The organism is Bradyrhizobium sp. DOA9, assembly GCF_000617845.2.
Classification (GTDB): Bacteria; Pseudomonadota; Alphaproteobacteria; order Rhizobiales; family Xanthobacteraceae; genus Bradyrhizobium.
Map to the genome: position 1 here is coordinate 6,564,419 of NZ_DF820425.1, position 15,877 is coordinate 6,580,295.

Consider the following 15,877-nt stretch of genomic DNA (forward strand, 5'->3'; position numbering starts at 1 on the left):
GCCCGCCGGCACGTAAACAGCGTGCCACCAGGGAAGCTCGAGACGAGTGGAAAGGTGACCATTATCACCGGATCTTCGCGGGGAATAGGCAGGCAGCTGGCGCTCGATTGCGCGCTCGCCGGCAATCCGGTGATTGTCAACTATGTCAGCAGCAAAGCGGCAGCGGATCAGATCGTCCAAGCAATCGCCGATGCAGGCGGAGGTGCGTTCGCCGTCCGGGCGGATGTAAGTGACGGCACTCAGGTCGACCATTTGATAGCGGCTGCCATCGAGAAGATCGGCAAGTTGGACTGCGTCATCAACAATGCTGGAGTCGGCAACCGGATCGAGCAGTCGCGACTGGATCACGGCAATGGACGCTTCGAGGCAGGATCGGCTCTGCTCTACGACCGCATCAAAGTGCCGCCACAGTTGCAAAGCCGTGCTCCGCTGCTTCGAGCGCAGCGGCGATGTCGGCCTCGGTATGAGCGGCGCAGAGGAACATATTGTGCTTGGGATGGAAGTAGACACCCCTTGCAAGCATCGCGCTGCAGAAGGCCGAACCTTTCCGATAGTCCGGGTCGCCTTCAAACAACAGGGTCGGCATTTGCACGGGCCCCGATTGACGGATCGCAAGACCGAACTGACGGGAACGCGTCTCGAGGCCATCGCGCAGTGTTTGCCCGAGCTGCGCGAGGCGGGCCGGAACATCGTCCCTGCGCACGATCTTCAACGTCGCGACGGCAGCAGCCATGGCGACGGCGCCGGCCCAGAATGACCCCGTGACAAAGACCTGGGACGCAGCACGGCGCAGCCAATCGGCTCCGGTGACGGCCGCCAGGGCATGACCATTGGCGATCGCCTTGCTCCAGGCCGACAGGTCGGGCCGAACGCCAAGGCCTTCCCAGCTACCGGCGGCATTCAGGCGGAAGCCGGCGCGAACTTCGTCGATGAGCAGCGCGGCCCCCTTGCTGTCACAGATGCGACGCGCCGCGCGGGCGAACTCCACGGTGGGAAGCTCCTGGTCGAACCCAAGATCGTGGCGGAACGCCGAAACTAGAATCCCGGCAAGGTCATCACCCGCCGCCTCGGCCGCCGCCTCGAGGCTCTCGACGTCGTTGAAGGTGAAATATGCGAGATGGGCGCGATCCTCCGCGGTCACGCCGAGAAGCGACGGTGAGCACCACGGCACGGCACCATGATAGGCGCCCTTGGCGACGAGGATCTTTCGCCGACCCGTCGCAGCCCTTGCGATCGTGACGCACGTCGTCGTCGCATCGGTGCCGTTCTTCTGAAACTGCGTCCAATCGGCATGGCCCACCATATCCACGACGAGCTCGGCCAACTCGACCATGATCTCGGCCGGACCATTGAGGCAGTCGCCGTCGCGCCGCTGACGCTCGGCCGCTTCCTCCACTTCGGGATGATGATGGCCGAGCAGGTTGGGACCCCAGCTGCACATGAAGTCGACGTAGCGGTTGCCGTCGACATCCCAGAGCACGCCGCCTTCGCCGCGGCTGAAGAACTGCGGATACGTCTCCGGCAACTTGGCCGCGTGGAGATGTCCCCACATCCCGCCTGGCACGACCTTTTCGGCCCGCGCCCGCAGGGCAGCATCCCTTGTCCTGATCATCTCCGGCATGTTCTCTCTTCTCCAGTTATGATATATCATATATTATGTTGTCGGCGACAAGGGAATTGTTGCTTTGCTGGCCCGGACCCGTAGACCTCGTATCGAAGGCTAGGGCGCGGATGACCGAACGGCCCAGACCTTCGGGGACCGAGAATGGTGGACGTTGAACAGAGACATGGCGAAGGCGGCGTGGGCCCGGTCGCGCGCGACAGCCTGACAAGCCTGGTCTACAACAATCTGCGCCAGGCGCTGATGGAAGGCCGGTTCTGGCCGGGCCATCGCTTCAAGATTCGCGACCTTGCTGCGACCATGAACGTGTCGGAGACGCCCATCCGCGAAGCCCTGATGCAGCTCGTGCGCGGCCGCGCGCTCGAGATGCAGGCGGGTCGCTCGATCATGGTCGCCCACATGACGGCCAAGCAGTATATCGAGCTCAGGACCGTCAGGCTGTTTCTCGAGGGACTCGCCGCCGAGCACGCAACCACGCGCATCTCGGAAGCCGATATCGACAGGATGGAGGCCACTCACCGCGAGCTGATCAGCGCGGAGAAGGAGCGCAGATGGTCCGACGCGGTTCGCGCCAACTGGCAATTCCACCGCGGTCTCTATGATGGATCGGGGCTTCCCGAAGTGCTCGCCATCCTCGACGATATCTGGATGCGCAACGGACCCCTGTTGAATTTCCATTACCCGCACGCCCCCCCGACCTATCCAAACGAACATCAGCACCTGTCCGTTCTCAAGAATCTGCGGCAGCGCCGGCCGGACAAGGTTCGCGAGTCGATCCAGGCGGACATGATGGAGGGCGGCCAGAATCTCGTCCGGTTGCTGGAAAAGCATGGCGGTACGCGCTTCATCACGCCTGAGACAGCCATCGACGACGACGTCGAGATTGAAGCGACGAAGACGCGCGCCGCATCACCTGCCAAGGCGGCCCGCGCGAAATCCAGGCGTCGCTGAAAGTTGCTCACGCGGACCTGGGCGCCGTGAAGCGATCGAGGATGTTGCGGGTGATCCGCTGCGTGAACGGATCGCCGCGCTTCAGCCCCATCACCCATTCGCAGGTCGCGGCTGTCAGCACCTCGCCCTTGCCGCGGGTCATGTGCACCATCATGCCGGAGCCGTATTTGTAGCGGGCTAGCCCCTCGGGCGTGACCTCGCCGTTGATGCACTCCACCAAGCCCTCGTGGTCGCTGCTGCGGATGTAGTAGCGGAAGCCCTCGCCTTGCGGCTCGTCTTCGGCCAGGACGGCCGGCGCCATCGCCAGAATCTGGATGGTCTCGGGCTGCCCATCGACCGGAACGGGAAACGGCAAGCCGTCGCGGAACGTGTAATCCAGCCCGTCGACCTCGTAGGCGAAGATGTGCTGCTTGTCGCCGAAGATATCGGCATAGTGCAGTCCTGTGCCGGCAAACGCCCAATGCTCCGGGCGATAGACGGTAAAGCCTCGTTGGCCGTTCGGCGCAAAGCCGCCCCAGGATGCGTAGAGGCCGTGCGCACCGTTCACGCCGACAGTGGAGGCGCCGGGCCAACGGACGTTGCGATCTTCCCAGGCAGACGACATCAGACGCGCGCGGTCCGTGCCGACGACCGGGTCCTTGTGGATGGCTTTGAACTTGTAGCAGACTTGGCGCCTGCCCTCGTCCTCGAGCCGGATCTGCCACAGGAAGTTGGCGCCGAAGCGCGCGAGCCGCCCGCCGCCCTCCACATAGCGCTCGATCGCCTCGCGCATTTCCCATGTCCAGTACTCGTCATGGCCGATGATGGTGACGCAGGGGTAGGCGTCGAGCAGCTCGGGCCGATAGTGAAGATCGGTCTGGGTGATCATGTCGAGGGCGTAGCCTTCTTTCTCCGCCCAGAGCACGAAATGCCGGTCGAACTGAGCCCAGCCCGCTGCCGCGTAATATTGGCCAAAGCCGTTGGAGAACGCCCACTCCTTCATCTGATAGCGCGGCGCGTCACCCATCTCGGGCGCGGGATCGGCGCAGATGCGCGGTGCGCCTGATGGCAGCCAGACCATGCCGCGCGTCCATGGCCGCTGCAGCGACAGCACCGGCGACGGCTCGTCGCGGTCAGGACCTTCGATGCCGAAATAATGATTGGCACCGCCGAAATCGTTATAGGCGGTCCAGGTGCCGGTCGGCAGGACCATCAGGATCTTCGCGCGCCGCGTTGTCTCGGTCGGGCGCACGACGAAGAAATGGTGCTGGACGAAGCGGGCGCCATTCGCTCGTTCGCACGACGAGACCACGCGATAGAAGCCTGAACGCAGGTCCGGCGGCAATTTCCAGCGATGAGCGACGGGCCAGTTGCAGCCATTGCGATAGGCATCGGACGGCGTGGCTGCGAACATGCCGTCAAGCGCATCGACCTCATGCACCATCTCGGGCTCGAGGCCGTCGCGATAGATCTGCAACCGCCAGGTCTTTGCGGTTGCGGAGGAGCGAAACACGACTTCGTCTCCGGGGGCGTAAGACATCGCATCGGTATAGGTGTAGACCTCTGCCACCGCGGGATCGCCGCGCGGAATTTCATACCAGGGCTGGCTGGCCCAGTGCTCGTCCGCGTGCATCGGGCGCGCCTTGCGGGGGGCGACGTTGAAGGATCCCAATTCCGGGGCTTGAAACTCAGGCTTGTCCGACATGACTGCCTCCCTGGTTCGAGAAGCCATCTCCGGCGACGAGATGGCGACTTTGCATGTTGGGCCGAAATCGCGACTGCAGTCTAGGTTTCGGCGGGCATGACGAACGGCCTTGGATCGAGAAACCGATTCACGACGTTCAACGTGATGGTGCTGATGTTGTTGTCGTAGTCGTTGTGACCGAGCGACATGCCGTAGGTGATCGATCCCGTCGCAAAGACGGCGCCGCCACGGGCGGTCTCGAAGAACACCATGTCGGCGCGCACCAGCGCATTCTGCGTGCCGTCGAGGCCATCGACCACGGTGCGAAACTCCTCCGGCGTGGGCAGCGCGCCCGCGCCTAGTCCTTCCGACGTCGCGATCCGCAACGCATGCGGCGGCGTTCCCAGCTCGAGATCGTACCGGTCGATCTCGCTGCCGACGGCACCATTGTAGCGAAACCCAAAATCGCCGAACTTCTCGTGACGGCCCGTGCCCTCGAAGATGAACGCGACGCGCGCATCCTCGCTTTCGGCGGTGCGCAGATAATAGCCGCAGGTATCGTTGATCATGGCCGAGAACCCGACGCCGACCAGCTTCTGCGGCGCAAAGCCCGAATGCCGCCACAGCGAGCCCGGCTCGCCGGTGCCCGCAAGATGCACTTCGCCCGGCTCCGATTCCCAGGTGCGCGTGCCCGCCATGCCGCGGCGAACCTCCAGCGCGGCAGGCGCGGCCGGATGAAAGCCGCAGCGCCAGTAGAATGCATTGCCTCCCATCGAGATGTGCCGTCCGCCGGCGTTCTGATACGCCATGATCGCGTTCATCATGTTGAAGCTGTAATATTCGGGATGGGTCGGCGTCATCATGACGCGGTAAGGTGCAAGCGCCCGCGCTCCTTCGCGATCAAGCTCGACATCCGTGATCAGATCGTAGGCGATCCCCTTCTCCTCGAGCCAGTCGAGGATATGGGTGTCGTTGACCAGATTGAACCAGTAGCCGCGCGGACGCATGTTGAGGATGGGCCGCAGCCAGGAGCTATACGCCCGCCCCGAGCCGTCGACGTGACAATCGTAGGTCGACTGGCCGATCTCCGGGTTCTCCTGCATGAAGACGTCATCTTGCGGCAACCACAGAACGTGCTCCATCAGCGTCTCGAAGTGAACCTGATAGAGGCGCAGCGCGCTGTTGGCATAAGCCAGATAGGTCGCAACCGAAGCGACCACCACAAGATCCGCGCGTCTGGACGCCTTGCCCGGCGTCACGAAGAAGGTGACGTAGCTTTCGCAGTCCCTGTCAGGGTTTTTGCCTCCCGAGGTCAGCCGGAGCGCATAGACGCCGGATCGCCAGTGGGCCGGCACATCGAGCGTGCAGGTGGTCTGCCACTCGCAATCGTAGATATCGTCGCTGTGGAAATGAATCGCCGCATATTCCTGTGGCGACAGCCGCCAGTCGTGGACGGAGCCAGACCAGTGAAAGCCGGTGACGCCCCGGCGAGGCAACTGCCGGAGGCAGCCATGCAGGCCGTTCGGCGAAAGGTCCTTGATCGACAGGGACGAGATTCCGTTCGAGAAATCCCAGAAGGCGACAAGCCCGGCATCGCTTGCCCCCGTCCGCTGCCGGCCGTCGAAGACCCGCAACGCCTCGGCGTCCAATGAGCACGAAAAGACGCGCGGAGCTTCGATCTTGCCGTCAAAGTGCGAGCTATATTGGCGATCGCCATTCGCATGATGGGCCGCGATCAGGAACGGCAGGCCGGACTCGAGCGCCAGCGCTCGCGGCAGGGCGAACGATTTCGAACAGCTCGCTGCCGGCCGAACACCGTCGGCCGGAACGATCATCGACAAGGAGGCCGATCCCCGTGCAAGGTCAAGCGCGCACGATACGAAGGCCCAGACGCGCGGGCGCAGCTTGACGTCGAGGGCAAAGCGGGCTGGCGTACCGCTCGCCTGGCCCAGCACCAGGACCAGATTCCCCTCCTCGTCGAGCTCGAGCGCATAGCCGCGCGCCGAACGCTCGCACCAGTTGCCCATCACGGCCCTGGCATTGTCCGCGATCCGCGTCGGATAGACGTAGGCTCCGAAACACCAGTGCCCGCCGGTCGGGACGAGTGCACCGTCGTGGTCAATGACGGCGTTGGATCCCGGGCGGATCGGCTGGTCGAGGCAGGCATGCTCACCGTCAATGGGGCTCGTCATCACCTCATATTTGAAGCCAGGGCCGTTGCTATCGACGTCGCCGCAGCGCAGCCTGAGCACCTCGACCTTCACGCTTCTCCGCTTGCTGCTGAGCTGGAATCTGACGGTCTCGCCGGCCGGGACGCTGATGCGATCCGGATAGCCGAGATACTCGTTGGTCTTATAGATCACTGGCAAACTCCGCAGGTAGCGTCGTTCCCGTCATTTCCTGCCACCGCAGCTTGAAGACATGCCACTCCGCTTCAGCGAGAGAGGTGAAGACGCGATCATCGACGAAAGGCATGGGATCGCCCCGACGCTTGGGGATGCGCGACAGCCGCCAGGCCTTGCCGGGTTCGAGCACGATCAGGACAAGCCGCCCTTCCGGCTTGCCCCATCGCATCCGGGCGAGCAGCTTGCGAAGTTCCGGGCTATGCACGCCGAGCGGACTTGCGCGGAACTCCTTGACGAGATCGAGCCTTCCGGGATCGATCACGTAGCGCAGCGCGCCGGGGTCACTGGTGTGATCCATGGTCCGTCCTCATCTTGCACACGCGAATGGCGGAGAGATTGCCGCGGATCAGCGGGTCAGCCAGGCCATCCACTTCTCCCGTAGCTCGTTACGATGTTCACCGATCCAGGCGAAATCGGGCTTGACCAACTTTTCGTAGTTCTCCGGTGAGGTCGCGTAGAGATTGCGCTCCTCCGGCTTCAACAGGTCGATGGCCGACTTGCTGGCCGTCGCATAGTTGACAGCGCGCATGAACGGCACATGCGCATCGGAGCTTGCATAGAAGAAATCGAGATAGGCCATGGCGGCTTTGAGGTCGGGCGCACCCTTGAGAACCGCCATGTAACCGGTATCGCGAATGGCCTGGTCCCAGGACATGGCGACCGGTACGCCCTCCTTCACCACCGCGAGTGCGCGGCCTGAATAGCTCATGGCCATGACGACCTCGCGGCTGCGCATGATCTGCTGCACCTGGTCGCCGGTCTTCCACCACACCGCGACATTGGGACGGATCTCGTCCAGCTTCTTGTAGGCGCGATTGATGTCCAACGGGAACAGCTGCTCAGGCTTGACGCCGTCGGCAAGCAGCGCGGCCACCGGCACCCACCAATCGCTGTCGCCGGTGTCTGGCAGCCCTCGCGGCCCGGGAAACTGCTTGACGTCCCAGAAGTCGGCCCATGTCTTGGGCGCTTTGTTCTTGAACGTTTCGGTATTGTAGGTGATCAGCATGCCGCCGGTCGTGCGAGCCACGCCGTAGGGCTGACAGGCGTCGGAGACGCCGAACTTCTGGACGCTGGGCAGTTTCGCACAGTCGATCTTCTCGAGCATGTCGGTGCGTCCGACCAGGTCGGGACCCGTTGCCGTGACGATGTCGAACTCCACCTTGCCCGTTCGCTGCATCGCCTTGGCGCGCGCCCATTGGTCGGGGACCTCGATCGCGACCGGGACAATTTCGACATTCTTGGCCTTGTTGAAGGGTTCGTAGAAATATTTCGCGAGGGTGTTGCCCATCAGGCCACCGGTCGTCGCAATCACCAATTGGTCTTCCAGCTTTTCAGCGGCGGCCGGCGACGCTCCACAAAGAAGCGAAGCAAGCACGACAGCTACCGAGTTCCACATCCAACCTGTTTTCAGCATCGACGATCTCCTCTCTGGCTTCTCATCTGGCTCGCTACCGGGTGACGCTGCGGGATCTGAGGACATGAGCCCCCAGCAGAATCAAAATGGATAGGACGATCAGCAGTGTCGCGATCGCGGGAATCACCGGCGTCAGGTTCTGCTCGATGTCCTCGAACATTCGGCGCGGCAGCGTCTTCTGGCGCACACCGGACAGAAAGAACGACACCACCGGCTCGTCGAAGGAGATGATGAAGGCAAACAGCGCACTGCTGGCCAGACTCGGCAGGACCAGTGGCAACGTGATCAGGCGGAAGGCTTGAAAGCGTGTCGCGCCGCAGCTCATGGCGGCCGCCTCCAGATTGGGATCGACCTTGCCCAGGGCGGCGGCCATCGTGAAAACGACGAACGGCAAGGTGAGCACCGTATGCGCCAGCACGAAGCCCGGAATGGTGCCGGAGAGACCGATCGTCTGAAAAAACAGATAGAGGCCGACGGCGAGCGCGATATGCGGCACAATGATCGGCCCGATCAAAAGGATCTGGAACGCGGTGACGAGCCGGCTGCGGCCACGGATCATTGCATAGGTCGCGGCCGTCCCGATGACCGAAGCGAAAAGAGCAGTCAACAAGGCGACCTGCACGCTGAGCCACGTGGCGGCGCGCCATTGCCTGCTGTCAAAATATTCCGAATACCATTTCAGCGTGAAGCCGGACGGCGGAAATGCCAGATAGTCGTTCTGGCTGAACGACATTGGAATGACGATGACGAGCGGCACGATGATGAAGGCCAGCACGGCATAGACATAGGCGCCCAGCGCAAGCGATCCGCGGTCGGTCGGCGGTTTCACGAGGCATTCCCCATCAGCCGGTCGAACCGGAGCGTCTTGCTGAAGATGACCGCCAGCAACGTCACGAATACGGTCAGCACCCCGACCAGCGCCGCGGCGAAGGGCCAATCGAGCACCTCACGGATCTGCTTTGAGACCAGCGTCGAGATCATCATCTCCTGCGGCGAGCCGAGCAGAGCGGGCGTGATGAAGAAGCCGATCGCCGTGAGGAACACGAGCAGCGAACCGGAAACGATGCCCGGCAGGCTCAAGGGAAGGATGACCTCCAGAAAAGTCCGCAGGGGCGTCGCGCCCAGGACGGCGGCCGCACGCCCATAATCGTTCGGAATGCTGCGCAATGCGCCGTAGATCGGCAGGATCATGAACGGCAAGAGCACGTGGGTCATGGATATGACGACGGCGCTCTGGGTATAAAGCAGCTTGAACGGCTGCGACGTCAGACCGAGAGACATCAACGCCGAATTGACCAGCCCGTTGCGCTGGAACAGGAAGGACCAGGCGGCGGTGCGCACCAGGACGCTCGACCAGAGCGGCAGGATGACACAGACCGCGACAAGGGCGGCGACTGTCCCCTTCGCCCGGCTCATGTAATAGGCGACCGGGAAGCCGAGGATTACCGACAAGGCCGTCACCAGCGTCGCGGTCCAGAGCGTGCGCATCAGGACGCGCATGTGAACGGGATTGTCGACGACGCGCGCGTAGTTGTCCAAGGTCGGATGCGGCTCGAGGATGCTGATCACCAGGAGCTGCAGGATCGGATAGACGAAGACGAAGGCGATGATGGCGAAGAACGGCAGCAGCAGCAGCAGTGTCGACAGGCCGCTCAGCCGGCGGCCGTCGGAGTGCCAGAAATGCGATCGCGTGGCCTCCGTCATCGCCGCTTCCCCCGGTAGAGCAGCATGGCCTCCGTAGGGATAGTGAAGGACGCAACGTTACCCGGGGCCAAGGAGCTGAGCTGCGAGGCGCCGGGAATGCGCGCACGCATCTCGGTGCCGTCAGGCAGACGTCCAATCAGGAGCAGGGCTGCGCCGGCATAGACGATGTCGCTCAGCGTCACGGTGATGACTTGCCCGCCGGGATTGGCGCCGAGTTGCAGCCGCTCGGGCCTCACGGCCAGCACCGCTGCCTCGCCGGCTGCAACCGGCTCAACGGCCGCCGCGGCCGGCAGGCGCCAAGTTTCGCCCCATGGCAGCGCCACCGCGACGTCGTCGCCAACGCTTTCGATCCGAACGTCGACGAAATTCATCTCGCCGATGAAGCCGGCGGTGAAGAGATTCGCGGGCCGTTCGTAAAGCTGGCGCGCCGGCCCGATCTGCTGGATCTTGCCGTCCCTCAGGACGGCGATCCGGTCGGCCATGGTCAGCGCCTCGCTTTGGTCGTGGGTGACGAAGATGACGGTGATGCCAAGCTCGGCGTGCAATCGCTTGATCTCGAGCTGCATGTCCTCGCGCAGATTCTTGTCGAGCGCGCTCAGCGGCTCGTCCATCAGGAGGACGCGCGGCTGATAGACGATCGCACGCGCGAGCGCCACGCGCTGCTGCTGGCCGCCGGAAAGCTCGTTCGGACGACGCTGGCCATAGCCCGCCAGACGCACGGTCGCGAGCGCGGCTTCGGCGCGGGCATGACGTTCTGCGGTCCTGAGACCGCGCATCTTCAAGGGAAAGGCGACATTGTCGAGAATCGACATATGCGGGAACAGCGTATAATTCTGGAACACCATTCCCAGATTGCGTCTGTTCGAAGGGACGTATGTCAGGTCTTCGGAATCGACGTGAATGGTGCCGCTGGTCGGGAATTCGAATCCCGCAACACTCATCAGGATCGTCGTCTTTCCGGAGCCACTGGGTCCGAGCAGGGCAATGAACTCACCGGCAGCAATATCGATATCGACGCCATCGACGGCAGACACGGCACCGAAGCGCTTCTCCAGGCGACTGATGCGGATCGATGCGCCCGACGCCGATTGCCTGGCCGATGCAATATTCACGAAGCCTCGCTTCCCTTCCGTCTGCTTTCGGGCAGCCCTTGCACCCAATCAAAACCGTCCACCACGGCTTCGATATAATATTTGATATATCAGGCTATCGCGCGATGAACCCTGCGACAAGCGTCATCTGTGCATCAAGCATGGGCTTTCCGCCGACCACCTTTGCGCCCTGCGCAGCCGCCCTTGCAAGAAGCCGGGTCACCGCCGGATTGACGATAATGTCGCTGACAGTGGCGGCGGGACCGACGCCTTCGATATCCAGCGGAAGCGGATCATCGGGTTTCATGCCGAGCGACGTCGTGTTGACGATGAGATCGAATGCGCGCGCCTCCGCGCGGCCGGCGCTGACCTTGGTGGCGGGGTAATGCGCCGCCACGGCAGCCGCAAGCGCACGAGCCTTCTCCTCATCCCGGTTCATAATCGTGAGTTCGCGCGCGCCGGCCTCCGCCAGACCGAATGCAGTCGCACGTCCCGCCCCACCTGCACCGACCTGAAGCACCTTCCGGTCGCGCACCGCAACGTCGTGCTGAGCGAGGCTGGCGATGAATCCCCTCGCATCCAGATTGTCGCCGACGAGTCGCCCCTCGGCCGTCCGCTTGACGAAATTGACCGCGCCGATCAGCCGTGCCGTCTGCGTAATCTCATCGAGATGCTCGATCACACAGGTCTTGTGCGGGATCGTCACGCCGAAGCCGAAGACGTTGCGCATGAGCCTGATGCTTGCAACGACCTGGCCGAGATCGCCGGGCAGGACATGGATCGGCGATACCGCCAGATCCTCGCCGATAGATCCGAAATAGGCATTCATGACCGCACTCGCCCGCACATGATCGATCGGGTCGGCGAGCACGAACATGATCTTGGACTTGCCGGTGATCTCCATGGAGCTGTCCTTCTCAGGCCGGCAGAGCGGCGCGGCCGTAACTGCCGTAGCGCTCGACCACCCGCGCCATTTCGTCGTCGGCAAGGATCGCGGGTGCGCCGGCCTGACAGGCGAGCAGATATTGCCGGGCCAGGGTTTCGAGCTTCACGGTGAGGTCGAAGGCCGCCTGCAGCCCTTTGCCGACGGCAATCATTCCGTGGTTCGCGAGCAGGCAGGCCTTGCGCTGCTTCAGCGCCGCGACCGCGCCATCGGCGAGAGCCCGGGTGCCGAATGTGGCGTAGGGTGCGCAGGGCACATCGTTGCCGCCAAAACTGGCGATCATGTAGTGGAATGCCGGAATTGGCTTTGCGAGGCTGGACAGCGCAACGCAGCAATCGGCATGGGTGTGCACCACCGCGTTCACATGCGGATAGGCGTTGAGGATCGCCAGGTGCATGTGCCATTCACTGGATGGCAAGCCGTCTCCAACCACCGTTCCGTTGCGCTTCAAATGGACGAGACCGTCGATGGTCGTGTTGCCGCTATTGCCGCCGGTCGGCGTGATGAGAACGTCCTCTCCGATGCGACAGCTGACGTTTCCGCTGCTGCCGTGATTGAAGCCCTTGGCTTCCAGGCGCGCTACGGTCTCCAGCACGGATTGTCTGAGTTCGCGCTCGTTCAATTGACTGCCTCCGGATTCAACATCGCGTCGAGCGTCGTCGCGAACAGGTCGACGGGGCCCAGCTTGCCGGACTTCAGACAAAGGGCCACCGGGTCCTCGTCTTCGGTCACCGCAGTGCCGATGCCAGGTCCGCCGTAAGGACCAACCCGCAAACGTCGAATGCCGAGTTGCTCGACGATCGCACCAGACGTCTCGCCACCGGCCACCACGAAACGCCGCACGCCGACGCTGCGAAGAGCGACGGCGAGCCGGCCGAGAATGGTCTCAGCGAGTTGCGCCGCACCTTCACGGCCATAGCGCTCATGAGCCATTTTGACCACGTGGGGCGGGCCAGAGGTGGCGAAACCGACAGGACCACGGTCCAGCCGCGGCCGCGCCCAGTCGAGCGCATCGCGAACCGTCGCCGCCACATGTTCAGCTTTCAGGAGATCGATGCGAAGCACCGGATGAATCTTCTCGAATTCAGCGACTTGCTCCAACGTCCGCTCGGCGCAACTCCCGGCGAGAACGACGCCGCCGCCGCCAACCGCGCGCAAACCGGGCGGTCTGCCGGCCGTGGCGATGAGCCCCCGCGCCCTCCAGATGTCCGGATAGTGCTGTACGATCGTCGCATTGCCCGTCATCAGCTTCCAATCGCAGGTGAGCGTGGCAAGCGTATCGAGATCCCGATCGTAGATCGCATCTGCAATGAAGTAGCGGATACCCTGTGCCGCCGCTTCCGCGATCGCGTGTCCCGCCGAGTCCGCGCCGGCGTTGATCTGCGAATGCGCCAGAAGCCCGACCCTGGCCCGCGTCTGGCGCTGCAGAACCCGGACGAGATCGGGATCGGTCATCGGTGTCAGCGGATCATTGCGTTTCGGCGAGTCCGAGATCAACTCGGTCCCGAGAAACAGATGACCGTTATAGACGGTCCTTCGAAGGGCAGGAGAAGCCGGGCAAAAGGCGGTGTAATCGGCACCAGTCAACTCCATCAGCAGATCGGAGACCGGGCCGATATTTCCCTGGTCGGTGGAATCGAACGTCGCGCAATATTTGAAGAAGATTTGCCGCGTGCCCCGCGCAAGCAGCGCCCGCGCCGCGTTCGCCGCCATACTGACGGCTTCGCTCGCGGCGATGACCCGCGTCTTCTGCGCGATCACGATGGCAGGCACGTCGCCGCAGCTGCCGACGAGATCGGGGTCGGTGACAAATCCGCATTCGATCCCGGCAGCAACCAGCATCGCGGCCGTTTCCATGCCGCCCGTCAGATCGTCCGCTACCACTCCGAAGATAAGCTTCGTCACGCGTCCTGGCAGAGTTCATGCAACACCGGCGACGGTGATACATGATATATCACATATGTGCAACACCGCCCGTCGACGGCCCCAACTTTTGTTTCCGGACCATGTACGCAGAAGGCGGCGCGAACAAGCTGTTGCTGAAATTCCTCACTTTTCGTCCCAGGCCATCACAAGGCTCAGAGCAACATCGTCCATGATGCTGCCAGCATCAATGGCGCAATGGGGTTTCCGCTCAGGGTCAAACGTCGAAGCACAATTTCGCTGTCCTGGTTGGGAAGCATGATATCGACCGAGTCATCGCCGAACGGAAATACGGCGATGCGACCGGACGAACTGTAGGCCGGCGCCGCATCGTCGCGACCAGGCAGCGTCCAGCTGATGCCGTTCCAGGCGGACCAGAACAACGTTTGCGTCGTGCTGATACCAAACGCGCCCAAGACGCCGCCGATGCTTGCGACCCGCACGCCCATCGGCCTTGCCAAACTCAGAGCTGGCAAGAAACCGGCGACGATCCAGCCGTCGGGCGATGCGATATTTCCGTCGCGGTGAATGAAATGGACGAGCGATCCATCTCGACCTCCGACGACAATATGGATCTGGCCGTCGTGCCAAGTGCCGTGGACGCCCAAGGCAGGGTCGACATCGGCGGTGACCGAAACAGTTGCGGTCTGCCAAGGACCAGGGCTGCGCCATTGTACCCATCGGACCTGATTGTCCGAGGCAACGGCGAACAGGTCAAGACGTTCGGGATCATGCGCAGCGGTCAGCGCTGCGATATTGGTCGCGGGAGCAAATCCAAATCCGTGCGTAATCGGCCCGACATGCGCCTGCCAGTCGGTATCGTCCGGGCTCCACCAAGTCGTGGCCAGTTCGTGATTGCGGTTGATGAAGAAGACATCGATGACATCGAGCTTGCGTGACACGGCGGCAATCTTTGAACCGATGCGGGCTGACATGTTTGGATTGAGCAACTGCGGAGCCGCCGCCCATTGTCCGGGATGGTCAGGCCCATCTGCCGTCCGCCACGTCGTCCACAGGCTGCCATCGATTCCGCCCCCGAACAGATCCACCAAGCCCCAGCGGCGCGAGGTGGCGGCGAGCGAAGCTGTGTCATAGAATCGCCCGTAGCCGAAATCGGCCATGGGGGTTTGCTCGGGTATGGCAAAGCCGCCCTCGCCCCATTCGCCCCATTGCGGGGTGTCAAGATACTGCCAGGCCGCACCTCGCGAGTGGAGGCTGAACGCGGCCGGCTGACCGGGAAGAAACGCCGAAAAGGCAAGCGCGCGATTGTCCTCGGGATGCGAGGGATCGGGCACGACCGAGCCATCGAAATCAATCGGCTCCATCCGGTGCACACTCGATGCACCGGTCTTGAGGCTGGCGCCATGCACCGCCCGGTCTCGGTTGTACCAGGCAAACTGACACGCGATCCGGCCGAACCAGGGTAAGGTCCCGTCGGCGTCCTGGTAGATGGTGACGGCCGGGAGCATGAGACGCGCGGCAGCCTCGTCGAACACGATCGGCTGCACCAGCGGGATACGAAAAAACCAGATGACCACGTTGGGAAACGCGGAGCGAATGAGCTTGCCGTCGGTCACGAACGGCGCACTGGGGGTCTGGTCGGCATCCGAGCAATAGACGCCCGGCCGATAACCGGCGGCCGCGACCGAGTCGAACCACCCCTTGAGGTAGCTCCTCGCGGCAGCATTGGACATGAACCCGTCTGCTTCGAGATCGAGGTAGATCGTGGCGCCGCGCTCGACGTCCACGAGATTGCCAGCGTCATGCTTGTTCGCAAGGTCAACTGCGTGCCGACCATCGGCTTCCCCATTCGCCTCGGTCCAGTTGGTGTTGGGGATGAAGTGGTGCGGCCTTGCTCCGGGAGGAACCGGCTGTCCCGCTTCGTCAACTCCGACGAACTGCCGTCCGAGAAAGAGCGGAGCAAGCCCGTATCCCGCGGATCGGAGAAAACGCCACGTGGAAACCTGGGGGGATCGCGATCGCCGCGATGTCCATGTCGATCCGCCACCGCCGAACGAATGCGCCAGATAGAATCCGAGCCAGCGCAGGTTCGTGTGCGCGCGAATGTCCCCGACAACCGCGTCCCCGAGCGCCTCATAGCTGTCGCGATCGAAACCCCCGTACATTGGACACCTCTAGAGACTTGTGCAAAGCACTCGCGC

At 63.0% G+C, this 15,877-nt stretch carries 13 protein-coding genes and 1 pseudogene; 2 read left to right on the plus strand and 12 right to left on the minus strand.

Annotation, left to right across the window (positions count from 1 at the left end):
* Nucleotides 1–54 precede the first annotated feature (54 nt).
* A pseudogene (locus BDOA9_RS40170) lies at nucleotides 55–282 on the plus strand (SDR family NAD(P)-dependent oxidoreductase); the annotation flags it as partial.
* A gap of 112 nt (nucleotides 283–394) precedes the next feature.
* On the opposite strand, the gene BDOA9_RS31065 reads toward BDOA9_RS40170, so the two are convergent.
* Complete coding sequence (locus BDOA9_RS31065) at nucleotides 395–1,621, minus strand: aminotransferase class III-fold pyridoxal phosphate-dependent enzyme (RefSeq protein WP_025037852.1); 1,227 nt, start codon at nucleotides 1,619–1,621, stop codon at nucleotides 395–397.
* 144 nt (nucleotides 1,622–1,765) lie between these two features.
* Here BDOA9_RS31065 and BDOA9_RS31070 point away from each other — a divergent pair, with 144 nt between their 5' ends.
* Entirely contained in the window at nucleotides 1,766–2,572 is an 807-nt protein-coding gene (locus tag BDOA9_RS31070) for a GntR family transcriptional regulator (protein WP_025037853.1), read from the plus strand.
* A gap of 7 nt (nucleotides 2,573–2,579) precedes the next feature.
* On the opposite strand, the gene BDOA9_RS31075 is transcribed toward BDOA9_RS31070, so the two are convergent.
* The 11 genes from BDOA9_RS31075 to BDOA9_RS31125 form a co-directional block, all read right to left on the minus strand.
* A complete protein-coding gene (locus tag BDOA9_RS31075; protein WP_025037854.1) occupies nucleotides 2,580–4,256 on the minus strand; it encodes a N,N-dimethylformamidase beta subunit family domain-containing protein in 1,677 nt (558 codons plus the stop codon).
* 80 nt (nucleotides 4,257–4,336) lie between these two features.
* Nucleotides 4,337–6,598 carry a N,N-dimethylformamidase beta subunit family domain-containing protein gene (locus BDOA9_RS31080; protein WP_025037855.1) on the minus strand — a complete coding sequence of 754 codons (2,262 nt, stop codon included), beginning with the start codon at nucleotides 6,596–6,598 and terminating at the stop codon, nucleotides 4,337–4,339.
* Nucleotides 6,588–6,938 carry a hypothetical protein gene (locus BDOA9_RS31085; protein ID WP_025037856.1) on the minus strand — a complete coding sequence of 117 codons (351 nt, stop codon included), beginning with the start codon at nucleotides 6,936–6,938 and terminating at the stop codon, nucleotides 6,588–6,590. Before BDOA9_RS31085 ends, BDOA9_RS31080 begins: the two co-directional genes overlap by 11 nt.
* 48 nt (nucleotides 6,939–6,986) lie before the next feature.
* On the minus strand, nucleotides 6,987–8,054 hold the full coding sequence (locus tag BDOA9_RS31090) for an ABC transporter substrate-binding protein (RefSeq protein WP_244521546.1): 1,068 nt from the start codon (nucleotides 8,052–8,054) through the stop codon (nucleotides 6,987–6,989).
* 34 nt (nucleotides 8,055–8,088) lie between these two features.
* Nucleotides 8,089–8,883, minus strand: coding sequence for an ABC transporter permease (locus BDOA9_RS31095; protein ID WP_025037858.1), 795 nt, complete (start codon nucleotides 8,881–8,883; stop codon nucleotides 8,089–8,091).
* Nucleotides 8,880–9,758 (minus strand): ABC transporter permease, encoded by an 879-nt coding sequence (locus BDOA9_RS31100; RefSeq protein WP_042336823.1) that lies wholly within the window; start codon nucleotides 9,756–9,758, stop codon nucleotides 8,880–8,882. Before BDOA9_RS31100 ends, BDOA9_RS31095 begins: the two co-directional genes overlap by 4 nt.
* A complete protein-coding gene (locus tag BDOA9_RS31105) occupies nucleotides 9,755–10,864 on the minus strand; it encodes an ABC transporter ATP-binding protein (protein ID WP_025037860.1) in 1,110 nt (369 codons plus the stop codon). The genes BDOA9_RS31100 and BDOA9_RS31105 overlap by 4 nt, the downstream gene beginning before the upstream one ends.
* 100 nt (nucleotides 10,865–10,964) lie before the next feature.
* On the minus strand, nucleotides 10,965–11,726 hold the full coding sequence (locus BDOA9_RS31110) for a shikimate dehydrogenase family protein (protein ID WP_244521547.1): 762 nt from the start codon (nucleotides 11,724–11,726) through the stop codon (nucleotides 10,965–10,967).
* A gap of 40 nt (nucleotides 11,727–11,766) precedes the next feature.
* Entirely contained in the window at nucleotides 11,767–12,414 is a 648-nt protein-coding gene (locus tag BDOA9_RS31115; protein ID WP_025037862.1) for a class II aldolase/adducin family protein, read from the minus strand.
* Complete coding sequence (gene otnK, locus BDOA9_RS31120) at nucleotides 12,411–13,697, minus strand: 3-oxo-tetronate kinase (RefSeq protein ID WP_025037863.1); 1,287 nt, start codon at nucleotides 13,695–13,697, stop codon at nucleotides 12,411–12,413. The genes BDOA9_RS31115 and otnK overlap by 4 nt, the downstream gene beginning before the upstream one ends.
* Nucleotides 13,698–13,870: 173 nt before the next feature.
* Entirely contained in the window at nucleotides 13,871–15,841 is a 1,971-nt protein-coding gene (locus BDOA9_RS31125; RefSeq protein ID WP_025037864.1) for a glycoside hydrolase domain-containing protein, read from the minus strand.
* Between the last annotated feature and the right edge of the window lie 36 nt (nucleotides 15,842–15,877).

Excerpts from the sequence above, each read along its gene's own strand:
- BDOA9_RS31065 (WP_025037852.1), bottom strand. The coding sequence starts at position 1,621 with ATGCCGGAGATGATCAGGACAAGGGATGCTGCCCTGCGGGCGCGGGCC.
- BDOA9_RS31070 (WP_025037853.1), top strand. The coding sequence starts at position 1,766 with ATGGTGGACGTTGAACAGAGACATGGCGAAGGCGGCGTGGGCCCGGTC.
- BDOA9_RS31075 (WP_025037854.1), bottom strand. The coding sequence starts at position 4,256 with ATGTCGGACAAGCCTGAGTTTCAAGCCCCGGAATTGGGATCCTTCAAC.
- BDOA9_RS31085 (WP_025037856.1), bottom strand. The coding sequence starts at position 6,938 with ATGGATCACACCAGTGACCCCGGCGCGCTGCGCTACGTGATCGATCCC.
- BDOA9_RS31090 (WP_244521546.1), bottom strand. The coding sequence starts at position 8,054 with ATGCTGAAAACAGGTTGGATGTGGAACTCGGTAGCTGTCGTGCTTGCT.
- BDOA9_RS31100 (WP_042336823.1), bottom strand. The coding sequence starts at position 9,758 with ATGACGGAGGCCACGCGATCGCATTTCTGGCACTCCGACGGCCGCCGG.
- BDOA9_RS31110 (WP_244521547.1), bottom strand. The coding sequence starts at position 11,726 with ATGTTCGTGCTCGCCGACCCGATCGATCATGTGCGGGCGAGTGCGGTC.
- BDOA9_RS31125 (WP_025037864.1), bottom strand. The coding sequence starts at position 15,841 with ATGTACGGGGGTTTCGATCGCGACAGCTATGAGGCGCTCGGGGACGCG.